The organism is Nocardia asteroides (genome assembly GCF_021183625.1).
GTDB lineage: Bacteria > Actinomycetota > Actinomycetes > Mycobacteriales > Mycobacteriaceae > Nocardia > Nocardia asteroides_A.
Genome location: NZ_CP089214.1, coordinates 2971200 through 2991856 on the forward strand (window position 1 = coordinate 2971200; position 20657 = coordinate 2991856).

The 20657-nt window shown below is 72.3% G+C and carries 20 protein-coding genes; 5 read left to right on the plus strand and 15 right to left on the minus strand.

The features are described from left to right. Positions 1–137: 137 nt before the first annotated feature. Positions 138–1073 carry a 4-(cytidine 5'-diphospho)-2-C-methyl-D-erythritol kinase gene (locus LTT61_RS14335; RefSeq protein ID WP_233020453.1) on the minus strand — a complete coding sequence of 312 codons (936 nt, stop codon included), beginning with the start codon at positions 1071–1073 and terminating at the stop codon, positions 138–140. A gap of 137 nt (positions 1074–1210) precedes the next feature. Between LTT61_RS14335 and LTT61_RS14340 the strand changes: the two genes are divergently transcribed. Both LTT61_RS14340 and LTT61_RS14345 read left to right on the plus strand, forming a co-directional pair. Continuing rightward, positions 1211–1417 (plus strand): heavy-metal-associated domain-containing protein, encoded by a 207-nt coding sequence (locus LTT61_RS14340; RefSeq protein ID WP_233020454.1) that lies wholly within the window; start codon positions 1211–1213, stop codon positions 1415–1417. After that, positions 1417–2316: a DUF748 domain-containing protein gene (locus tag LTT61_RS14345; protein WP_233020455.1), complete on the plus strand. Its 900-nt coding sequence runs from the start codon at positions 1417–1419 to the stop codon at positions 2314–2316. The genes LTT61_RS14340 and LTT61_RS14345 overlap by 1 nt, the downstream gene beginning before the upstream one ends. A 39-nt stretch (positions 2317–2355) precedes the next feature. Here the strand turns inward: LTT61_RS14345 and rsmA are convergent, their stop codons facing one another. From rsmA to LTT61_RS14360, 3 genes are all read right to left on the minus strand, one after another. After that, entirely contained in the window at positions 2356–3252 is an 897-nt protein-coding gene (rsmA, locus tag LTT61_RS14350) for a 16S rRNA (adenine(1518)-N(6)/adenine(1519)-N(6))-dimethyltransferase RsmA (protein ID WP_233020456.1), read from the minus strand. A 12-nt stretch (positions 3253–3264) separates the two neighbouring features. Next, a complete protein-coding gene (locus LTT61_RS14355) occupies positions 3265–4395 on the minus strand; it encodes a resuscitation-promoting factor (protein WP_233020457.1) in 1131 nt (376 codons plus the stop codon). Positions 4396–4576: 181 nt separating this feature from the next. After that, on the minus strand, positions 4577–5407 hold the full coding sequence (locus LTT61_RS14360) for a TatD family hydrolase (RefSeq protein WP_233020458.1): 831 nt from the start codon (positions 5405–5407) through the stop codon (positions 4577–4579). A gap of 62 nt (positions 5408–5469) precedes the next feature. Here LTT61_RS14360 and metG point away from each other — a divergent pair, with 62 nt between their 5' ends. Beyond that, positions 5470–7005, plus strand: a complete 1536-nt coding sequence (metG, locus tag LTT61_RS14365) for a methionine--tRNA ligase (protein WP_233020459.1) — start codon at positions 5470–5472, stop codon at positions 7003–7005. A 48-nt stretch (positions 7006–7053) separates the two neighbouring features. Here the strand turns inward: metG and LTT61_RS14370 are convergent, their stop codons facing one another. Continuing rightward, positions 7054–7806, minus strand: a complete 753-nt coding sequence (locus LTT61_RS14370) for an isocitrate lyase/PEP mutase family protein (RefSeq protein WP_233020460.1) — start codon at positions 7804–7806, stop codon at positions 7054–7056. A 44-nt stretch (positions 7807–7850) separates the two neighbouring features. Further along, positions 7851–8702: a 16S rRNA (cytidine(1402)-2'-O)-methyltransferase gene (gene rsmI / locus LTT61_RS14375; RefSeq protein WP_269821886.1), complete on the minus strand. Its 852-nt coding sequence runs from the start codon at positions 8700–8702 to the stop codon at positions 7851–7853. Positions 8703–8735: 33 nt separating this feature from the next. Between rsmI and LTT61_RS14380 the strand changes: the two genes are divergently transcribed. Continuing rightward, a complete protein-coding gene (locus tag LTT61_RS14380; protein WP_233020461.1) occupies positions 8736–10337 on the plus strand; it encodes a dolichyl-phosphate-mannose--protein mannosyltransferase in 1602 nt (533 codons plus the stop codon). Here the strand turns inward: LTT61_RS14380 and LTT61_RS14385 are convergent, their stop codons facing one another. Beyond that, positions 10338–10712: a GntR family transcriptional regulator gene (locus LTT61_RS14385; RefSeq protein ID WP_233020462.1), complete on the minus strand. Its 375-nt coding sequence runs from the start codon at positions 10710–10712 to the stop codon at positions 10338–10340. Positions 10713–10716: 4 nt separating this feature from the next. After that, complete coding sequence (locus LTT61_RS14390) at positions 10717–11970, minus strand: arginine deiminase (protein WP_233020463.1); 1254 nt, start codon at positions 11968–11970, stop codon at positions 10717–10719. 95 nt (positions 11971–12065) lie between these two features. Here LTT61_RS14390 and soxR point away from each other — a divergent pair, with 95 nt between their 5' ends. After that, positions 12066–12596, plus strand: coding sequence for a redox-sensitive transcriptional activator SoxR (soxR, locus tag LTT61_RS14395; protein ID WP_233020464.1), 531 nt, complete (start codon positions 12066–12068; stop codon positions 12594–12596). On the opposite strand, the gene LTT61_RS14400 is transcribed toward soxR, so the two are convergent. The 7 genes from LTT61_RS14400 to LTT61_RS14430 all read right to left on the minus strand — a co-directional run bounded on the left by LTT61_RS14400 (position 12593) and on the right by LTT61_RS14430 (position 20655). Then, entirely contained in the window at positions 12593–13438 is an 846-nt protein-coding gene (locus LTT61_RS14400; protein ID WP_420094812.1) for an SDR family oxidoreductase, read from the minus strand. The two genes, soxR and LTT61_RS14400, sit on opposite strands and share 4 nt — an antisense overlap. A gap of 110 nt (positions 13439–13548) precedes the next feature. Beyond that, entirely contained in the window at positions 13549–14676 is a 1128-nt protein-coding gene (locus LTT61_RS14405; RefSeq protein ID WP_233020466.1) for a glycosyltransferase, read from the minus strand. Positions 14677–14756: 80 nt separating this feature from the next. Continuing rightward, on the minus strand, positions 14757–16592 hold the full coding sequence (locus LTT61_RS14410) for a putative bifunctional diguanylate cyclase/phosphodiesterase (protein WP_269821887.1): 1836 nt from the start codon (positions 16590–16592) through the stop codon (positions 14757–14759). A 43-nt stretch (positions 16593–16635) separates the two neighbouring features. Next, a complete protein-coding gene (locus tag LTT61_RS14415) occupies positions 16636–18771 on the minus strand; it encodes an Rv1355c family protein (protein ID WP_233020467.1) in 2136 nt (711 codons plus the stop codon). Then, entirely contained in the window at positions 18761–19519 is a 759-nt protein-coding gene (locus LTT61_RS14420; protein ID WP_233020468.1) for a hypothetical protein, read from the minus strand. Before LTT61_RS14420 ends, LTT61_RS14415 begins: the two co-directional genes overlap by 11 nt. A 261-nt stretch (positions 19520–19780) precedes the next feature. After that, the gene (locus LTT61_RS14425; RefSeq protein WP_233020469.1) at positions 19781–20215 is read right to left on the minus strand and encodes an effector binding domain-containing protein; all 435 of its coding nucleotides are present in this window, start codon (positions 20213–20215) and stop codon (positions 19781–19783) included. Then, entirely contained in the window at positions 20212–20655 is a 444-nt protein-coding gene (locus LTT61_RS14430) for a GyrI-like domain-containing protein (protein WP_233020470.1), read from the minus strand. Before LTT61_RS14430 ends, LTT61_RS14425 begins: the two co-directional genes overlap by 4 nt. Positions 20656–20657 lie beyond the last annotated feature (2 nt).

Here is a 20657-nt window from a genome sequence, read left to right on the forward strand (position 1 = left end):
CGCGGGGTTGTCGCGGGCCGTCGGCGGCTCCGGAACGCGAAGTGGCCGGTGCGCCGACGGTCACGTTCGAGCCGGCGAACGGCTCGGCAGCCGACCTGTGCTACCGCCGCAGCTTCGGATCGTTCTGTCGGCGCAGGTCAGTGCTGCTCGGCGTGGTCGTTCGGCACGATGCGGGCACCGGGGACCGGGCCGGTCGCGGTGCGAACGCTGCGGCAGACGCCCGCGCCGGCGAGTTCGGCGGCGACGGCGACCGCGGCCTCCGCGCTCTCGCAGAGGAAGGCGCAGGTCGGGCCCGAGCCGGAGACGATGCCCGCCAGCGCCCCCGCGGTGACCCCGGCGCGCAGCGTGCGGCGCAGCTCCGGCTTCAGCGAGAGCGCCGCGGCCTGCATGTCGTTGCCGAGCAGCGGGGCGAGCGCGGCGGCGTCCCCGCCGGCGAGCGCCTGGATGAGCCGCTGCGGCTCGCCGAGCCGGGGCGGCTCGCCCTGCGCGCGCAGCCGGTCCAGCTCGGCGAAGACCGCTGGCGTCGAGAGCCCGCCCTTCGCCAGCGCGAGCACCCAGTGAAAGGCGTTCCTGGCCAGCACCGGGAGCAGCCGCTCGCCGCGGCCGGTGCCGAGCGCGGTGCCGCCGTGCAGCGCGAACGGCACGTCGCTGCCGAGCTCGGCGCCGATGCCCGCGAGTTCGTCGCGGCCGAGCCCGAGCTCCCAGAGCGCGTCCAGCCCGACCAGCGCGGCCGCCGCGTCGGCGCTGCCGCCCGCCATGCCGCCGGCCACCGGGATGCCCTTGCCGATGGCGATCTCCACCAGCGGCGCCCGCCCGGCCAGGTGCGCGAGCCGGACCGCGGCCTTCCAGACCAGGTTGCCGCGGTCGGTCGGGACGTCGGCGGCGCCCTCCCCGGTGACCTTGACGGTGAGCGAGTTCGCCGGGGTGATCCGGACGTCGTCGGTGAGCGAGAGCGCCTGGAAGACGGTGGTGAGATCGTGGTAGCCGTCCGGGCGCAGATCGCCGATGCCGAGGTGCAGGTTCACCTTGGACGGCGCGCGCACGGTGAGGGGGCTCGGCACAACTGACAGCACGGTAGCCGAGCCTAACCGGTGCCACGGCCGCACGCCCGGCCCGCGCGCATTGCGGTCTATACCGGGCGGGGGTATGGTCGGATTTCGAGATACCCCCCGGCCGTATGGCCGGGAGACCGACGAGCACAGGAGCCGAGATGTCGAGCACCACCTACACCGTCACCGGGATGACCTGCGGCCACTGCGCGGCCTCGGTGAAGTCCGAGATCGGCAAGATCGACGGCGTCACCGGCGTCGAGGTCGACCTGGAGTCCGGCGCGGTGCGGGTGGAGAGCTCCGCCGCGCTGAGCGACGATGCCGTGCTCGCCGCCGTCGACGAGGCCGGGTACGAGGTCGCGCGCTGATGTCCGACCGGCTGAAGCTCGTCGGCTTCGGGGTCGCGCTGGTCGTGGTCTTCGCGGCGGCGCTCGGGATCGGCAGGCTGGCGGCGCCGGATTCGGCGCCGGACGAGCCCACCCCGGCCGGTCTCGCGGACAGTGCGGGCGGGTACACACTCACCCCGATCGAGGCGCCCGGTGCGCCGGACACCTCCGGCACGCTCCGCTTCCGCATCACCGGCCCCGACGGCACCGCCGTCACCCGCTTCGCGACCAGGCACGACGAGAAGCTGCACCTGATCGTGGTGCGCAGCGACGGCACCGGGTACCGGCACGTGCACCCGGCGATGGACGCGGCCGGGCTGTGGTCCATCGACTGGAGCTGGGCGGAGCCGGGCAGCTACCGGGTCTTCGCGGACTTCTCCCCCGAGGGGGCGGAGGAGCTGGTGCTCAGCCGCGCGGTCGAGGTTCCGGGGGCGGTCGCGCTCCAGCCGCTGCCGCCGCCCGCCGCGGTCGCTCGGGTGGACGGGTACGAGGTCACGCTGACCGGTGAGCTGAGCACCGCGGGCAGTGAGCTGCGCTTCGCGGTCCGGCGCGACGGGGTCCCGGTCACCGATCTGGAGCCGTACCTCGGCGCCTATGCCCACCTGGTCGCGCTGCGCGCCGCGGACCTGGCCTACCTGCACGTCCATCCGGAGGGCGAGGTCGGGCGCACGCCACCGGGTCCCGAGGTGTCCTTCCACGCGGAGGCGCCGAGTACCGGCGACTACCGGTTGTACCTGGACTTCAAGCACGGGGGCCGGGTGCACACCGCGGAGTTCACCGCCGCGGTGGTGGAGCAGGAGTCGTCCGGTGACGGGCACGGCCACGATCACGGCACCGGCTCTGATTCCAGCTCTGATTCCGGCGAGCACGGCCACGGCTGAGCATCCGCCACGGTCACCGGACCGCGGCGGACGGCCGATTCAGCCCTGTTCCGCCAGCCGGACGTAGGCGGCGGTGTCCAGCGTCTCCCCGCGCGCGGCGGGATCGATCCCCGCCGCGCGCAACCGGCGCTCGGCTTCGGGGGCGGAGCCGGCCCAGCCCGCCAGCGCGGCGCGCAGGGTCTTGCGCCGCTGGGCGAAGGCGGCGTCGATCACCGGGAAGACCCGCGCGCGGTGCGCGGCGTCGGTGGCCCACGGCGGCTCGGCGTAGCGGTCGACCCGCACCAGCCCGGACTCCACCCGCGGCACCGGCCAGAACACCTGCGTGCCGACCGCACCGGCCCGGCGCACGGTGCCGTAGAACCCGGCCTTCACCGACGGCACCCCGTACACCCGGTTCCCCGGCGGCGCCGCCAGCCGATCGGCGACCTCGGCCTGCACCATCACCAGCGCCGTCGTCAGCCCGGGCAGCTCGGCGAGCAGGTGCAGCAGCACCGGCACCGCGACGTTGTACGGCAGATTCGCCACCAGCGCGGTCGGCGCGGCGGGCAGCTGGCCCGCGCTCACCCGCAGCGCGTCCGCGCGCACCACGTGCAGCCGCGAGGCCAGCCCCGGCGCGCGGTCCGCGACGGTGCCTGGCAGCGCCTCGGCGAGCGCCGGATCGATCTCCACGGCGACCACGCTGTGCACCACGTCGAGCAGCGCCAGCGTCAGTGACCCCAGCCCCGGCCCGACCTCGAGCACGGTGTCCCCCGGCCCGACGCCGGCCACGGTGACGATCCGGCGCACGGTATTGGCGTCGTGCACGAAGTTCTGCCCGAGCTGCTTGGTCGGCCGGATGCCGAACCGCTCGGCCAGCACCCGCACCTCGGCGGGGCCGAGCAGCGCGGCCGCGCCGCGCGGAGTGGGAGCGGCTGCGGTCGATTCGGGTTCAGGCACCCGGGGAACCTATCAATCGCCGATGCCGAGCCCGGCGGTGCAGGCGGGCCAGGCGCCCCAGCCCTGCCGCGCCCTGGTGACCTCGGCGATGGCGATCTGCTCCTCGCGGGTGGCGAGATCGGCGCGCGGCGCGTACTTGGTGCCGCCCTGGCGCTCCCAGGTGCTCTGGTCGAACTGGATGCCGCCGTAGTAGCCGTTGCCGGTGTTGATCGACCAGTTGCCGTTGGCCTCGCACTTGGCCAGCGCGTCCCAGACCCCGCCGTCGCGCACCGTCGGCACCTCGGTGCCCGGCTTGGCGCCCTTGCGCACCGTCTTCGGCTGGGCAGCCACGCTGACCGTGCTCCCCACCTGCTCGCGGCCGATCTCGACGCCGTTCACGGTGGTCACGGCGAAGGTCACGTCCTGCACGCCGGGGACGCCCTTGCTCTCCACCACCGTGCGGCTCTGGTTCAGCTCCGGATCCTCGATCACGTTCTCCGGCGGCGGCAGCGGCAGCGTCTCGATCTTCTGCTCGGTCCTGGTGCGGGTCACGGTGACCCGCATGCCGTCGACCAGCGGGGTCTCCGCTGCGGGCTCGACCGTGTCCCGCTGCTGCAGCGGCACGCCCGCGACCCGGAGCAGTTCGCCCACGGTCGGCGCGGCGAGCCGCAGCTCCACGGCGGGCACCCCGCCGTCGGCCAGCGACACCGCGCGCGGGCTCGCGATCTGCAGCGAGCCTCCCGCCAGCGGGAGCCGGTCGCCGCGGGCGGGCCACACGTACATGTCGCCGGGGAGATCGAGCTGGGCCAGCGCGTCGCCCGCGGTGAGCCCGGTGGTCCACACCTTCTCCGGCTTGCCGTCGATGGAGAGCTCCACCTGGCGGGCCCGGTTCACGGTGATGGTGGCGCCGTCCGAGAGCCCGTTGCCGACGCCGGGCAGCACCAGGTCGCGGTCGCTCAGCTCGAATCCGGCGGCGCGCAGCACGCCGCCGACATCCGTGGACATGGTGGTGAAGACTGTCTGCTCACCGTCGACGACGATGGTCACCGTCTTCCGGTTCACGATGGCGAGCGCCGAGCCGACGATCAGCGTGAGCAACAGGGCGGCCACCGCGCTGTACAGCAGCGGTGAACGCGACCGGTTGATCCGCGTGAAGGGCGACATGGTCACAAGACGGTAACGAAGCCAGCCGCTCTGGGCAACCGTACGAATGTGAACAGCGTCCTTCCAGGTCACGGCGCGATATCGGAGCCGCAGGTAGATAACGCCCTGATCGCGGTGAAAGTGACCCGGGACACACTACTGTTTTCGATCATGAAACGCCGGAAACCCGGAAGATCGGCGGTTACCGCAGCCGGTACACCCGGCGCGCGTTGGCGGTGCTGATCTCGGCCAGCTCCGCCGGATCCTCGCCGCGCACCTCGGCCAGCGCCCGCACGGTGTACGGCAGGCAGTAGGACTCGTTCGGCGCGCCGCGGAACGGGTGCGGCGTCAGGTAGGGCGCGTCGGTCTCCACCAGGAGCTGCGCGGCGGGCACCACGGTGGCCGCCTCGCGCAGCTCGTGCGCGTTCTTGAAGCTCACCGTGCCGGAGAAGCTCAGCACGTACCCCTCGGCCACGCAGGCCTGCGCCATGGCCGTGTCGCCGGAGAAGCAGTGGAAGATCACGGTCTCCGGGGCGCCCTCGTCCAGCAGGACGGCGAGCAGGTCGTGGTCGGCCTCCCGGTTGTGGATCATCAGCGGCTTGCCGAGCCGCTTGGCCAGGTCGATGTGCCAGCGGAAGCCGTCGACCTGGGTCTCCACGTCGGCGCAGCCCTCCAGCTTGCCCGGCCAGTAGTAGTCGAGCCCGGTCTCCCCCACCGCGACCACCCGCGGGTCGGCGGCCAGCTGCTCCAGCTCGGCCTTCGCGGCATCGTCGAGGGCGTTCGCCCTGGTCGGATGCAGCGCGACCGCGGCGTAGACCCGGTCGTCCCAGTGCGCGGCAGCGACCGCGAAGCGCGCGGCGGCCAGGTCGTCGGCGACGGTGACGATCGTCCCCACCCCGACCGCGGCCGCCCGGTCGGCCAGCGCGGCGACGCCGGCGGGATCCGTTGCTCCACACGCGTCGATGTGGGTATGCGCGTCCACCAGCGGCGCGAGCGGCTCCGGCGGCTCCGGCGCGGGGCGGGTGCGGCTCATCGGAGGCTCCGGGCGATATCGAGGGGAAGCGGGGCTGGCACGCGCATTAGAGTAGACACACCATGAGCGAAGCCTTCTACCTCACCACGGCCATCGCCTATCCGAACGGCGCACCGCACATCGGGCACGCGTACGAGTACATCTCGTCCGACGCGCTCGCCCGGTTCAAGCGGCTCGACGGATACGACGTGTTCTTCATGACCGGCACCGACGAGCACGGCCAGAAGATGCAGCAGACCGCGCAGGCGGAGGGCGTCCCGGTGGAGGAGCTCGCCGCGCGGAACTCCGACGTCTTCGAGGCCATGGACAAGGCGCTCGACATCTCCTACGACCGTTTCATCCGCACCACCGACTCCGATCACCTCGCGGCCAGCGTCGCCATCTGGGAGCGGATGCTCGCCAGCGGCGACATCTACCTCGGCAACTACTCGGGCTGGTACTCGGTGCGCGACGAAGCGTTCTACACCGAGGAGGAGACCACGCCGGCGGCGGACGGCACCCGCTACTCCACCGAGACCAACACCCCGGTCACCTGGACCGAGGAGTCCAACTTCTTCTTCCGGCTCTCCGCCTACCAGGACCGGCTGCTCGCGCTCTACGCGGAGCACCCCGAGTTCATCGCCCCCGCCACCCGGCGCAACGAGATCGTCAGCTACGTCAAGGCCGGGCTCAAGGATCTCTCCATCTCGCGCACCACCTTCGACTGGGGCGTCCCCGTGCCCGGCCACCCGGACCACGTCATGTACGTCTGGGTGGACGCGCTCACCAACTACCTCACCGGCGTCGGCTTCCCGGACACGGAATCCGACTCCTACCGGCGCTTCTGGCCCGCCGACGTGCACATCATCGGCAAGGACATCACCCGCTTCCACACCGTCTACTGGCCGGCCTTCCTGCTCTCCGCCGGGCTGGAGCTGCCGAAACGCGTGTACGTGCACGGGTTTCTGTACAACCGGGGCGAGAAGATGTCGAAGTCGGTCGGCAACGTGGTCGACCCGCTCGCCCTCGTCGATGCCTACGGCCTGGACGCCGTCCGCTTCTTCCTGCTCCGCGAGATCTCCTACGGCCAGGACGGAAACTACAGCCACGAGGCCATCGTCGGGCGGATCAACACCGACCTCGCCAACGAGTTCGGCAACCTCGTGCAGCGCAGCCTCAAGATGGTCGCCCGCGACTTCGCCTCCGTCGTCCCGGCTCCCGGCGAATTCACCGCGGCGGATCAGGCGCTGCTCGACCGCGCCAACGGGCTGCTCGAGCAGGTTCGGGCCGAATTCGACCAGCAGCAGCTGCATCTCGCGCTGGAGGCGCTCTGGCTCACGCTCGGCGAGGCGAACAAGTACTTCTCGGCGCAGCAGCCGTGGGCCCTGGCCAAGGCCGGGGACAGTGCTCGCGAGGGCACGGTCCTCTACGTCACGCTGGAGGTCGTGCGGATCGTCGCCATCCTGGTGCAGCCGGTGATCCCCGGTTCGGCCGGGCGAATTCTCGACCTCCTCGCCCAGCCGAACCGGACCTTCGCCGACATCGCGGTTCCGCTCGTCGCGGGGGTGCAACTGCCGGAGCCGGAGGCGGTGTTCCCGCGGTACGTCGAGCCCAAGTAGCGCGGCGGCGTGCCCGGCAACCGCTGCCGGGCACGCCGCTGACGGGTGCTACTTCCAGGCGCCGAACAGGCGGTCGGCCTCCTTGGCCAGCGCGGCCTGGAGGAACGGGCCGAAGCTGACCCGGGCGACTCCGGCGTCGGCCAGCTCCTTCAGGTTCGGGGCATCCGGAACGCCGATGGCGTTCACCGGCTTCGACAGCTCCGAGGTGAGCCTGCGGAGGTCGGCGTCGCTGTGCCTGCCGACCGGGTAGAGGACGTCGGCGCCTGCCTCGACGGCGAGGTTCAGCCGGGCGATGGCGCGATCGACGCGGTCGCTCTCGTCGCCGTCCTGGCGGAGGAAGAGGTCGGTGCGGGCGTTGACGACGACGTGCACGCCAGCGGCGTCGGCGAACTGGCGCAGCCCGCGCACGAGCTCGGCGTGCTCCTCGGCGCCGCGCAGCCGCTTGCCCTCGCTGTGCACGGTGTCCTCGATATTGAGCCCGATGGCCCCCGCCTCCAGCAGCCCGTCGATGAGCTGCGCGGGCTCGAGCCCGTAGCCGGATTCGATGTCGACCGAGACCGGCACCTCGACGGATTCGGTGATCTGCTTGGCGCGGGTGAGCAGCTCGGTGTAGCTCATCCCCTCACCGTCCGGGCGGCCGATGGAATCGGCGACCGGGTGGCTGCCGACGGTGAGCGCGGAAAAACCCGCGGCGACGGCGAGATTCGCGGACCACGCGTCCCACACGGTGGGCAGGACGGCGGGGGTGCCGGGGCGGTGCAGTTCCAGGAACGTCTTGGCCTTGCTCTCCAGAGAGGTCATGCCCCGATCATGCGCGGTCCGGGCGAATACCGCATACCTGCCGGTCAGGCGGGCGCGTCGGCGCGGCGGGCGGCGAGCACGGCGTCGTAGAGCGCACGGCGGGACGCACCGGTCTCGGCGGCGAGATCGGCGCAGGCGTCCTTGAGCCGGATGCCAGCGGCGACCCTGGCCTCGACCTCGGCGACCAGGTCGGCCGGGTCCGCGGCGACCGCGGTGGCGCCCGCCAGGACCACGGTGATCTCGCCGCGCACGCCGTCGGCGGCCCAGGCGGCGAGTTCGCCGATGGTGCCGCGGACGACCTCCTCGTAGGTCTTGGTGAGTTCGCGGCAGACGGCGGCGCGGCGATCGGGGCCGAGCACCGCGACGGCGTCGGCCAGGCAGTCCGCCAGCCGGTGCGGCGCCTCGAAGAAGACGCAGGCGCGGGATTCGGTGCGCAGGGTGCCGAACCACTCCCGGCGGGCGCCCTGCTTGCGCGGGGCGAAGCCGTCGAAGCAGAACCGCTCGACGGGCAGCGCCGAGAGCGCGAGCGCGGTGGTCACGGCGGAGGGGCCAGGCAGGCAGGTGACCGGGAGGTCGCGCTCGGCGCAGGCGGCGACGAGGCGGTAGCCGGGGTCGCTGACCGACGGCATGCCCGCGTCGGTGACGAGCAGCACGGTCTTGCCGTCGGCGATCTCGCCGAGCAGCGCCGGGATGCGGGCCAGCTCGACGTGGTCGTAGAAGCTCACCACCCGGCCGGTGATCTCGACCCCGAGCGCCTTCGCCAGCGAGCGGGTGCGCCTGGTGTCCTCGGCCGCGATCACCTCGGCCGTGCCGAGTGCGTCGCGGAGCCGCTGCGAGGCGTCGCCGATCTCGCCCATCGGCGTTGCCGCCAGTACCAGCCTGCCCGGTTCGGTCACGGTGCTCCATTCTCCACCGCCTACGATCGGGGCGTGACCCAGGTGACCGGCCAGCGCGCGACGGCGCCCTCCGTGCCCCCGCCCGCGCGGTCGAGCCCGGCGCCGCGGCGCCCGGTCCCGGACTTCGGCCCGGTCGACACCGCCCGCGGCTGGATCGTCACCGGCGTGCTCACGCTGATCGCGGCGCTCACCCGGTTCATCTACCTCGGCTACCCCACCGACGCGGGCACCCCGGTCTTCGACGAGAAGCACTACGCGCCGCAGGCGTGGCAGATGCTCACCGGCAACGGGGTGGAGGACAACCCGGGGTACGGGCTGGTGGTGCACCCGCCGGTCGGCAAGCAGCTGATCGCGATCGGCGAGGCGATCTTCGGCTACAACGCCTGGGGCTGGCGCTTCTCCGCCGCGGTCGCCGGAACGCTGCTGGTGCTGCTGGTGATCCGGATCGTGCGGCGGATGGCGCGCTCGACGCTGGTCGGCGCGATCGCCGGGCTGCTGCTGATCGCGGACGGGCTCACCTTCGTCTCGTCCCGGATCGGCATGCTCGACATCTTCATGGCGCTCTTCGTCGTCGCCGCCTTCGGCTGCCTGATCGTCGACCGGGACGAGGTGCGGCAGCGGCTGGCGCTCGCCGACTTCGAGGGCCGCGCCGCGTTCACCGCGTGGGGGCCGCGGGTGGGGGTGCGCTGGTGGCGGTTCGGCGCGGGTGTGCTGCTCGGGCTCGCCTGCGGAACCAAGTGGTCGGCGATCTACTTCGTGGTGGCGTTCGGGCTGCTCAGCGTGGCCTTCGACGTGGCGGCGCGGCACACCTACGGGGTGCGGCGGCCGTGGCTCGGCACGCTCGTGCGGGACGTCGGGCCCGCACTGTACGCGCTGGTGCTGATTCCGCTGCTGGTGTATCTGGGCAGCTACGCGGCGTGGTTCGCGAGCGAGGTCGGGGTGTACCGCTGGGCGGTCGGCAACCAGGTGGGGACCGGCGGGCCGTTCGCCTTCGTGCCGGACGCGCTGCGCTCGCTCTGGTACTACAGCGGCGAGAGCCTGCGCTTCCACTCCGAGCTGACCAACTCGGCAGGCAACCACCACCCGTGGGAGTCCAAGCCGTGGACCTGGCCGATGGGGCTGCGGCCGATGCTCTACTACTACGCCGACGGCGGCGTCACCGGCTGCGGCCAGACGCAGTGCGTCAAGGCGGTCATGCTGGTCGGCACCCCGGCACTGTGGTGGATCGCCTTCCCCGCGCTGGCCTGGATGATCTGGCGCGGCATCGTGCGCAGGGACTGGCGCTACGCCGCGGTGCTGGCCGGCTACGGCGCCGCCTGGCTGCCCTGGTTCCTGACCCTCGACCGGCAGATGTACTACTTCTACGCGGTCGCGCTCGCGCCCTTCCTGGTGATGGGGGTGGCGCTGGTGCTCGGCGACGTACTCGGCCCGGCCCGGCGGCTCCCGCTGCCGCGCGGGGTGCCCGGACCCGCGCGCGCGGTACCGAGCGAGCGGCACAGCCTCGGGTTGCTCGGCGTCTGCCTCTACCTGGGGCTGGTGATCGCGAACTTCATCTGGCTGTGGCCGATCCTGACCGCACTGCCGATCACGCCGGGCAACTGGCACGACCACCTCTGGCTGCCCAGCTGGCGCTGATCAGCCGGTCGGCGGGTTGGCCTCCAGCGCGGAGCGGATATAGCGCAGTGCGCTGCGGTCGTCGAGGCCGAGCCGCCGGATCGCGGCGACGTACTCGGTGGCGGCCCGGCCCGCGAGGTCGCGGGTCGGGTCGCCGGAGGAGGCGATGAAGGTGCCCTGCCTGCCCCTGGTCTCCAGCACGCCGTCGGCCTCCAGCTCGCGGTAGGCGCGGGCGACGGTGTTCGGGGCGAGCCCGAGCTGCTCGGCCAGCGCCCGCACGGTCGGGATCTTGGTGCCCGCGGTGAGCGCGCCGGAGCGCACCTTGGCGACGACGCCGATCCGCAGCTGCTCGTAGGGCGGCACCGAGGAATCGTGGGTGATCTCCAGCTCGAGCACGGTCTCACACCTCGTCGCGGGCGATCGGACAGGAGAGGCAGCGCGGCCCGCCGCGCCCGGAGCCGATCTCCGAGCCGGGAATCGGCAGCACCTCGATCCCGGCGTCGCGCAGCCGGGTGTTCGTCATCTCGTTGCGCTCGTAGGCGACAACGACGCCGGGGGCGAGCGCGAGCGTGTTGTTGCCGTCGTCCCACTGCTCGCGCTCCGCGGTGACGCCGTCCAGCCCGGTGTCGATCACCCGGAGCTTGCCGATGCCCATGGCCTCGGCCGCGGCGGGCAGGAACGGGTCGGGCCCGGCCATGCTCACCCCGCCGTCACCGGTGCGGCCGCCGTAGCCCTCCTCGCGGCGGATGGTGAAGGCGGTCAGCGAATCCCGCACCGCCGGGTACATCACCACCGCGTCGGTGTCGACCATGGTGCAGACGGTGTCCAGGTGCATCGTTGCCCGGTTCTGCGCGATCGGCACCACCAGCACGGTGTGCGCCAGGTCGTCGTCGAAGAGGCTGCGGGCCAGCGCCTCCGCCCCGGCGGGGGTGGTGCGCTCGCCGACCCCGACCGCGACGACGCCGGGCGCGAGCAGCAGCACGTCGCCGCCCTCGATCGGCGCGGTGTGCGATTCGTAGGCGCGCCGCACCCCGAGGAAGCGCGGGTGGAAGGCGTAGATCAGGTCGGTGAGCGAGGTCTCGCGGGCGCGCGCGGGCAGCGCCAGCGCGGTGATCGCCACCCGCGGCCCGACCCAGAACGACGAGTCCCTGGTGAACATGAGGTTGGGCAGCGGGTCGATGACGAAGTCGCCGCCCTGGTGCATCCGGCGCACCAGCGAGGCGGTGTCCGGGCCGAACGGCAGCTCGTCGAAGGTCATTCCGGCGATCAGCACGTTCGCCAGCTCCGGGCCGGGCACGCCGCGCAGGTGGGCGGCGAGCTGCTCGGCGAGCGGGTGGCCGAGCCTGCGCGCGTCCACCGCGCCGGTGATGCCCTGGACCCGCGCGGCGCCGCTGACCCCGAGCGTCTCGGCGAGCAGCTCGCCGAGCAGCAGCACCTCGACGCCGCGGTCGCGCAGCGTGCCCGCGAAGATGTCGTGCTCCTGCTGCGCCCGCTCGACCCACGGGATGGCGTCGAAGAGCAGCTGGTCGTTGTTGCGCGGGGTGAGCCTGCGCAGCTCGTCGCCGGGGCGGTGCAGCAGCACCGCGCGCAGCCGGCCGACCTCGGAGGTCACCGAGAGCCCGGCCTTCGCCTCGCGTCCTTCCCCTTCGTCCATGAACCGACCGTAGTCGCACCGGCGGCGCACGGCACGGCGATTCGGTCCCGGACGGAAGGAACCTGAAGTATTGTTGAGGTGAATGGAGGAGTCCGATGACGACTGCCGATTGGCGTACGAAGGAGCTGACCCCCGGGCAGCTTTCCGAGCGTAGCGGAGTAGCGGTGTCCGCCCTGCACTTCTACGAACGCGAAGGTCTCATCTCGAGCCGCCGCACCAGCGGGAACCAGCGGCGCTACACCAGGGAGACGCTGCGCCGGGTGGCCTTCATCCGGATCTCGCAGCGGGTCGGCATCCCGCTCAGCGAGATCAGGGACGCGCTCGATCGGCTCCCGGCCGGCCGCACCCCGACCCGCCGCGACTGGGAAACGCTCTCCACTGCCTGGCGCACCGACCTGGACGAACGCATCACCCAGCTGGTCCGGCTGCGCGACAACCTCACCGGCTGCATCGGCTGCGGCTGCCTCTCGCTCGGCAGCTGCAAGCTGGCCAACGAGGGCGACCGGCTCGGCGACCAGGGGCCCGGCGCCCGGGTGCTCGACGTGCACCTGAACTGCCAGGAGGCCGCCGCCGCCGAGCCGGCCGGGGTCTGCGAGCCCTGCGAGCCGATGGAGAGCGTCGGCTAGCGCCGCGGCTCGCGCAGCAACCGGGCGAACTTCTTCGACGCCTGCCCGATCACGAACTCGTAGGGCAGCGCGAACTTCCGCTTCCACCAGTAGGCGAAGCGGATGTCGAACGAGGTGAAGACGAGGAAGCGATCCTTCTCGATGCCCTTCACGATGGCATCGGCCACCTTCTCCGGCGCGACGGCGTGCCCGGTGAAGCGGTCGTGCAGCCGCCGTACCCGCGGGTCGTCCTTGTCGACGCCGACCAGGTCGAAGGAGTGCACCAGCGGGGTGTTCACCGCGCCGGGCGCCACCACGTGCACCGAGATGCCGTGCGGCGCCAGGTCGAAGCGGAGCACCTCGGAGACGCCGCGGATGCCGAACTTGCTGGCGCTGTAGGCGGCGTGCCAGGGCAGCGCGATCAGCCCGGCCGCCGAGGAGACGTTCACCAGCGCGCCGCCGCGCCCGGCCCTGACCATCGGCGGCACGAAGGTCTCGATGACGTGGATCGGCCCCATGAGGTTGACCTCGACCATGCGCCGCCAGTGCTTGTGCTCCAGGTTCTCCACCGTGCCCCAGGCCGAGGTGCCCGCGATGTTCAGCACGATGTCCAGCGCGACGTGCTCGGCGTGCACCGCGTCGGCGAACGCGCGGACCGCGTCGTAGTCGGTGATGTCGAGCGCGCGGGCGGCGAGCACCGTCCCGCCCGCGGCGCGGACCAGATCGGCGGTCGCGGTCAGCCCGGGGGAGTCGATATCGGTGAGCACGAGCTGCCCGCCCTGCTTCGCCAGCGCGACCGCCGTAGCCTGCCCGATCCCGCTCGCGGCCCCGGTCACCAGCGCTTTCGCCTGCCGCACGGTCACCTTGCGGCCCCGCCGGATACCCACCACAGTCACAGCACGTTCCTCTCGTCGGCGCGCGTCCCGTCGTCGCAGGGTACTTCGAGGTGCTCGGCGCTCCGGCGGGCCCGTGCTCAGCGCCCGAGCACCGCGAGCATCCCGGCGACCGCGCGCGGCCAGGTGAACTGCTCGGCCCGGCTGCGCGCGGCCAGCCTGCGGCCCGCGGTCGGCATGGCGAGCACGCCGTCCACCGCGCGGGCGAAGGCGGCCGGGTGGTCGGCGGCGACGGCGCCGCACTCCGCGGTGACGATGTCGGCGAGCGCGGAGGAGCGGCTCGCCACCACCGGCGTGCCCGCGGCCAGCGCCTCGAGCGCGGCCAGCCCGAAGGTCTCGTGCGGGCCGGGCGCCAGCGCGACGTCGGCGGTGGCGAGCAGCGCGGCGACCCGGTCGCGATCGGTGAGGAAGCCGGTGAAGTGCACCGCGGGCGCGCCGCCGGGCAGCTTGGGCAGCAGGCGGGCGCGCCGCTCCAGCGCCTCCCGGCGCGGGCCGTCCCCGGCGACGACCAGCCGCGCGCCGATCCCGGCCTCGGCCAGCTCGCCGACCGCCTCGATGCTGCGGTCAACCCGCTTCTCCACCGAGAGCCTGCCGCAGTGCACCAGCAGCGGGTGCCCGGCCACGCCGAGCTCGGCGCGCAGCCGCTCGTCCACCCGGTTCGGGCTGAACAGCTCCAGGTCGACGCCGAGCGGAACCAGCTCCACGTTCGGGGCGTCGATCCGGCGGAACTCGGCGCGGGCGAACTCGGTGGTGCAGACCACCACGTCGTACTGCTCGGCGGTGCGCCGGTTGGCGAAGTCGGCGAAGCGCCGCGCGGCCGGCCCGGGCAGCACCTGACCGAGGAACCGGTCGAGCCGCTCGTGCGAGATCATCACGCTCGCCACATCGCGCCGCCGCGCCCAGCGGCCGAAGCCGCGCAGCGTGAGCCGGTCGGAGACCTCGAGCACGTCCGGCCGCAGCCCGGCCAGCACGTCGGCCACCCGGCGCGGGTCGGTGGCGCGGTATCCGCCGGTGCCGGGAATCGGCAACGCGGGCAGCGTGATCCGCACGGCGCCGGTCGGCAGCACCTCCTCGGCGCGGCGCGGGCCTGGCACGATCAGCACCACCTCGTGACCGGCGGCGACGTAGCCGTCACCCAGGTGGTGCAGCGCGGTGCGCAGCCCCCCGGAGCGCGGGCCGTAGAAATTGGCGAGCTGCACGATGCGCACCCGCCGATCGTGGAGGCGGCGGAGTGCCCGGCGACCAACGCCGTGTGAACGCGGTACGAAGAGGCGACGAATCGCGCGCTTCAGCGTGCGGGCGCGCTGCGATCCGGCCGCGGCAGATCCAGGTCGAGCGGGATCCGCCCCTCGGCCAGGTGCACCTCGGCCTGCTCGGCGGGCATCGGCCGCGCGATCAGGAACCCCTGCGCCCGGTAGCAGCCAAGCCCTACGAGAGTGCGCGCCGCGACCGGCGTCTCCACCCCCTCGCCGACGACGCCGAGCCCGAACGACCCGGCCAGCCCGATGATCGACTTCACGATGGCGAGATCGTCGGCGCTGGCGCCGAGCCGCTGCACGAAGCCGCGGTCGATCTTCACCGCGTCCACCGGCAGCGCCTTGAGGTGCGAGAGCGAGCTGTAGCCGGTGCCGAAGTCGTCGATGGCGATCTGCACGCCCATCCGCTTGAGCCCGCGCAGCGTCACCTGGGTGCGCGAGAGGTCCTGCACGACGACGTGTTCGGTGATCTCCAGGCAGATCGAGCTGCCGTCGATGCCGAACAGCCGGAGCATGTCCTCGATCCGCTCCACGAAGTCCAGGCTGACCAGCTGCACCGGCGACACGTTGATCCGCATGACGATGTCCGCGGCCAGCCCCCGCCTGCGCCACTCGGCGAACTGCGCGCAGGCCGAGCGGATCACCCAGCGGCCGAGCTCACCGGCCAGGTTGGTGGCCTCGGCGACACTGACGAAGGCGCCGGGCGGCAGCAGCCCCCTGGTCGGGTGCAGCCAGCGGACCAGCGCCTCCAGCGCGACGATCCGGCCGGTGCGCAGATCCACCTCGGGCTGGTAGTGCAGGATCAGCGAGCCGTCGGCCACCGCGCCGCGCAAATTCAGCTCCACGTCGTCCTGCAGCTCGAACTGGGCGCGCATGGCGTCGGTGAAGACCGCGACCCCGTTGCCGCCGCCGGACTTGGCCGAGAGCAGCGCGTGGTCGGCCCGGCGCAGCACGTCGGCGACGGTGGTCTCGCCGGGGATGCCGAGCGCGACCCCGACGCTGGCGCCGCGGCTCACCGACTCCCCGCCCACGGTGACCCGGCGCCCGATCAGCTGCTGGATCCGGGTGGCCTCGTTCTCCGCGGCCACCGCGTCCATCGGCTTGGCCGGGACGATCACGAACTCGTCGCCGCCGAGCCGGGCGATCATGTCGGTGGGGTCCAGGTTCTCCCGGAGCCGGGCCGAGAGCGAGCGGATGAAATTGTCGCCCGCGGTGTGTCCCAGAAAGTCGTTGAGCGCCTTCAGCCGGTCGAGGTCGAGGAAGAAGGTCGCGACCGGACCCGGGCTACCGGCCCGCAAACGTTCCTCCATGTGCTCGAGCAGCGCCCTCCGGTTCGCCAGCCCGGTCAGGTCGTCGTGCAGCGCGATGTAGCGCAGCCGCTCCTCGGCCACCACCCTGGCCTGCAACTGGGCGAAGAGCGCGGCGATCGCCTTGAGCACGTTGAGCTCGCGGGTGGTCCAGTCGCGGTCGCCGACCTTGATGAAGCCGAGCAGCCCGGTCGACTCGCCGCGGGAGAGCAGCGGCACCGCCGCCGAGGTCACGTAGGGCAGGCCGGAGGCGCGGCGGATGGTCTCCTGGTAGTCCGCGTCGTCCCTGGTCACCAGGAACGGCTCGGTGGCATTCTCCAGCGCCTTGAAGACCGAGTCGGCCTTGTCGAAGTAGACGACCCGGAGCGGGTCCGGCTCCGGCACGTCCTCGCGCGGCGGCCACTCGGCGACCAGGACGGTCGCGCGGCGTTCGCGGTCGGTATGCCGGACATAGCTGAAATCGACGTCGAAGTACTCCACCAGGGTCGCCAGTACCCGTTCGGTGGCCGCCACCATCGTGGTCGCGTCGACACCCATCAGCTCGGAGGCGACTTCGGTCACCAGTGAGTCGAGTGTCCGCCGAGGCACCTTGTCTCCGATCGCACTAGCCGCTGGTGTCCACGCCCGGCATCGGGCGTCGCCTGCTTCGGACCGTCGCGTCGGCGGCCCGGCTCACGCGCAGCGCCAATGCCATGGTCTCACGTTCGGGAACGCCGACGAGGTGTAGGAATCGTCCCTGAAGTGACGTCAGTGTATCCACGAAGCGGGGGGAAATCGCGGCCAGTTCGCTGACCTCGCGCGCATAGAGGAAGACCGGGGAGATCGGCTGCACCGCAAGACCCGCTCGTTGCGCCGCGATCCACACCCGCTCGACGGCGGCGCCGCCGCGGGCGTAAGCGGTCAATCCCGGCGCGTCGACCGTCTCGGCCGGTACCGTGACGACCAGGATCGCGGCGGCCGTGAGCACCCGGTCACGGGTGCTGTCGCCCAGCGCGGCCCCGCCGGACCAGTCCCGCAGATTCGCCATGATGTCGGGGCGGCGCGCCACCTCGAACGCCACCTGCTCGTCCGGGGCGAGCTCGAGGCTGCGCACATCGATCCCGGCCGCCAAGTCATCGCCGACTGCTCTGACCTCGTCGAACAGCTCGCGGTGCAGCTCGGGTTCCAGGTAGCGCACCCGATCCGACGCGGCCAGGATCGCGGCCGCCTCGGCGAGTGCGTCCGGATCGTCGACGATCCGCAACATCGCACCCTCCGCCGTCGCGGCGTTGCGCAGCGCGGCGGCGAGTGTCCCGTCCAGTGTGCCGCCGGCGCCGAGCCTGCGATTGGTCTCGCGCCGCAGCGCCCACGGATAGTCGGCGGCGAGCGCCGGATCCGAGCCGCGTCCCAGACGCAGCGTCGCAATCAGGCCATCGTCGTCCGATTCGCGTAGTTCTACGGCGCCGAGGATGCCGAGCGCCGCGGCGGCCGCGCGCGCGTTGTAGAGCGCGGCGCCGAGCGCGACTGCGCTGCCGCGGAAGCGGTGGTCGAGGCCGGTGCGGTAGTCGGTGCGGAGCGCTATCCGGATCTCCCCCGCGTCGGCCGTCAGCGTCCAGGGCTGCGCGTTCCCGCCCGAGGGGGCGCGCTGCGCGCAGTGCAGCACCGTGCGCACGTCCGAGGCGTCGGGCGGGGGCAGGTGCGGGTCGAGGTCGTCCGGCCCGGCGGCCGCGGCGGCGGGGAGCTCGGGCGCGGCCACCCGGTCCAGCTCGGCCTCCAGGTCGATCCGGACCCGGCCGGACGGCAGCGCGCCGCCGAGCCCGATCCGGCGCACCGCGGCGGCCACCAGCGCGCCGCCGAGCATGACCTCGCTGCCCAGCTGCGGCCAGGCCGCGAGGGTCTCGTCGATCTCGACCATGCTGGCGCCCATCCGGGCGGAGATCTGGTCCGCGCCGAGGATGCCCATGACGTAGGGCGCCTTGTCCCTGGAGGCCAATCCGCGCAGATCCGCGGCCTTCACCCCGCCGAGCATGCCGTGGAACGGCTCGCGCTCCGGCTCCAGGTCGTAGCGCTCGATGTCGAGCAGGCCGCGGTCGCTCGTCTCCATCACCACCGGCAGCCCGGCGGCGCGCGCGTGCTCACGGACCAGCAGCTTCACGTCGAGCGAGTCGCACTCCTCGACCACCAGCGAGAGCCCGGCCAGGTACTCCGGCATGGAGTCACCGTCCACGCCACCCGGGTGGATGTCGACCGGGAGGTAGGGGTCGAGCTCGGCGATCCGGCGTGCGGTCACCACCGCCTTGTTCACCCCGATATCGAAGAGCGTGGCCGGCACCCGGTTCAGGTTGGAGAGCGCGATCGCGTCGAAGTCGGCCAGCCGCAGGTAGCCGCAGACCCCCTCCTGCGCCAGCGCGTAGGCGACGGCGTGGCCGACGCTCTGCCCGACCACCCCGATCCGCAGCGCGCCGAGCACCGCCTGCTCCTCGGCGGTGAGCTTGTTCCGGTTGCGGTTCAGCCGGACCGCGCGGAACTCCGGCTCGGCTGGCAGCCCGAGCAGCCGGTTGCGCCACGGGTAGTAGACCCAGCGGTCCCCGGCCCGCGGCGCGGGCTCCGGGATCTCGGCGAGCTCGGCGCGCAGCGGCGCGCGCAGGTCGGTGACCTCGATCCCGGGGCGTTCGCGCAGCTCCGCGATGGCGGCCGCGGCGCCGGGGGCGGCGGGGTCGATGACGAGCGGCCGGTGCGCCGCGCCGGGCTCAGCAGCCACGGAACGGTCGCGGGTCGGGCTCGGGTAGGCCGAGCTCGACCCACTCGGCCTGCATGGCCGCGTACTGGTCGGGCGCCGCGATGTTGCGGTAGCGCCTGGTGTCCCACCAGATCGGCACCGTGCGGTAGCGGTCGTCCGGGTACGGCACCGGGGTGATGTCGGTGGCCGTCAGGCCGCCGCTGGCCGCGTGTCTGCTCGCGGTGAAGGAGGCGACGGTGGCGAAGCAGAAGCGCGCGTCGAGCAGCCGCGGCGCATGCGCGAGGCAGCGCGAGATCGCGGCGCCGAGCTCGTTGCGGTACGGCGTCTCCCGCGACACCCAGGCGCCGCGCCCCTCGACGACGCCGAACGGCAGCCTGCCCGCCATCATCATGCGCAGCGCGCTCTCGCCGGGGCGGCCCGCCCAGGCCAGCAGCGAGGTGGCGTCGGTGACCCGCCGGTACCTGCCCTGCACGCGGACCCCGGCCACCATCCGCCCGTCGGCGTCGGTGGCGGTGCAGAAGAGCGCGGTGGTATCGCCGTCGGCGGTGGCGGAGAGCTCGAGCGCCTCCTCGACCCCGAAGTGCCGGTAGGTGCGCAGCGCGCCGTCCAGGTAGCGGGCCCAGAGCCCGGGCTCGGCGGCGGGGGTCGCCAGCCGGATGCGACAGCCGGAGGCCCGGTCGAGGAAGTGACCGCCCGCGGTGGTTGTCGCGCGCCGGGAACGGTCGTCGGGTGCGCCGCCGGGGCCGACTGCGATCGTTTCGACAGTCATGAGTCAACTCCTGCTACCGCCGCCGGGCGGCCCTCGAACCGATGCGGCAGCCTGCTCGAACGTACTGTCCGGTCGGCCCGCCAGTGGAAGTATCCGTCATTCGACCGGAATTGACCACTTATCCGGTTAATCTCCCGTGACCATGTCACATTTCTATTAATTCGCCCCGGGGCGGAGCTGGACACAATAAGGAGGGATACCCGATAGACCGGCCAGTCCCCTCATGGCAACCTGGTGGCAACCTAGCAGGAGGGGTGCTGGTCAGACCAGTATCGAGATGAACAATTCGACCGAGTCGGGCTTGCGCCACACCTCGATCTCCTCCCGGTAGGCCCGGGTGATCTCGGCCGACGCGGTGGCGTCGTCGACCTGCGCCCAGACGTCCTCGACCGGGTCGTGGTAGTCGCCGTTCGGCTCGAAGCGGGCGAAGACGCCCTTCGGCACCCGGACGAGCACATCGCCGACCGGCACCTCGGCCGGCTGCGGGTAGTCGAGGCAGACGACGGCGTTGTAGCTGCCTGCCGGATCGGGCACGTAGAGGGTGTAGAGCATGCGGCCGGCGATGTCCCGGTCGCGCAGCCGATCCTTGAGGAATTCGATCAGGTCGCTGTTGCTGACCTTGAAGCTGGGCCGCACCCGGGGAACAACGAGCCCGCCGTAGATCGCCTCGGGGCGCACCGCGATCGTGTAGGTCATCGCGGCTCTACCGCCAGGTAGAGCTCGATCTTGTAGGCGTGCGGATACCACTCGAAATCACCCGAGTAGGTGCGCTTCAGCTGATTGTGCTCCTCGGCATACGATATTTGCGTCCACAAATCCGTCATAATCTGCGGGAAATTACCCATCGACGAGAATTTCGCATACTTTCCGCGCGGCAACCTGGCCACGATATGACCCCTGGTGACTTCCTCGAACGACGAACACCGATATCCGACGATCTGGGTGTTGTACGTCCCGAGCTCACCCGAGTAATCGGTGTAGGCGCTGGCGAGCGGACCACCGAGGTCCTGGTGCAGCACCGCTGCCCAGGCCGCCTCCAGCGCCTGGTCGCGCAGCTCTCCGAGCGCGCGCTTCGGGCTGCGCACCGGCAGCCCGGCAACCCACGTCTCGTCCCGCTCGACGATTTCGAACTGCATGG

Excerpts from the sequence above, each read along its gene's own strand:
- LTT61_RS14360 (WP_233020458.1), bottom strand. The coding sequence starts at position 5,407 with ATGAGCCGCACCCGCCCCGCGCCGGAGCCGCCGGAGCCGCTCGCGCCG.
- metG (WP_233020459.1), top strand. The coding sequence starts at position 5,470 with ATGAGCGAAGCCTTCTACCTCACCACGGCCATCGCCTATCCGAACGGC.
- LTT61_RS14425 (WP_233020469.1), bottom strand. The coding sequence starts at position 20,215 with ATGACCTACACGATCGCGGTGCGCCCCGAGGCGATCTACGGCGGGCTC.
- soxR (WP_233020464.1), top strand. The coding sequence starts at position 12,066 with ATGACGACTGCCGATTGGCGTACGAAGGAGCTGACCCCCGGGCAGCTT.
- LTT61_RS14345 (WP_233020455.1), top strand. The coding sequence starts at position 1,417 with ATGTCCGACCGGCTGAAGCTCGTCGGCTTCGGGGTCGCGCTGGTCGTG.
- LTT61_RS14430 (WP_233020470.1), bottom strand. The coding sequence starts at position 20,655 with ATGCAGTTCGAAATCGTCGAGCGGGACGAGACGTGGGTTGCCGGGCTG.
- LTT61_RS14370 (WP_233020460.1), bottom strand. The coding sequence starts at position 7,806 with ATGACCTCTCTGGAGAGCAAGGCCAAGACGTTCCTGGAACTGCACCGC.
- LTT61_RS14355 (WP_233020457.1), bottom strand. The coding sequence starts at position 4,395 with ATGTCGCCCTTCACGCGGATCAACCGGTCGCGTTCACCGCTGCTGTAC.
- LTT61_RS14420 (WP_233020468.1), bottom strand. The coding sequence starts at position 19,519 with ATGACTGTCGAAACGATCGCAGTCGGCCCCGGCGGCGCACCCGACGAC.
- LTT61_RS14340 (WP_233020454.1), top strand. The coding sequence starts at position 1,211 with ATGTCGAGCACCACCTACACCGTCACCGGGATGACCTGCGGCCACTGC.
- LTT61_RS14390 (WP_233020463.1), bottom strand. The coding sequence starts at position 11,970 with ATGGACGAAGGGGAAGGACGCGAGGCGAAGGCCGGGCTCTCGGTGACC.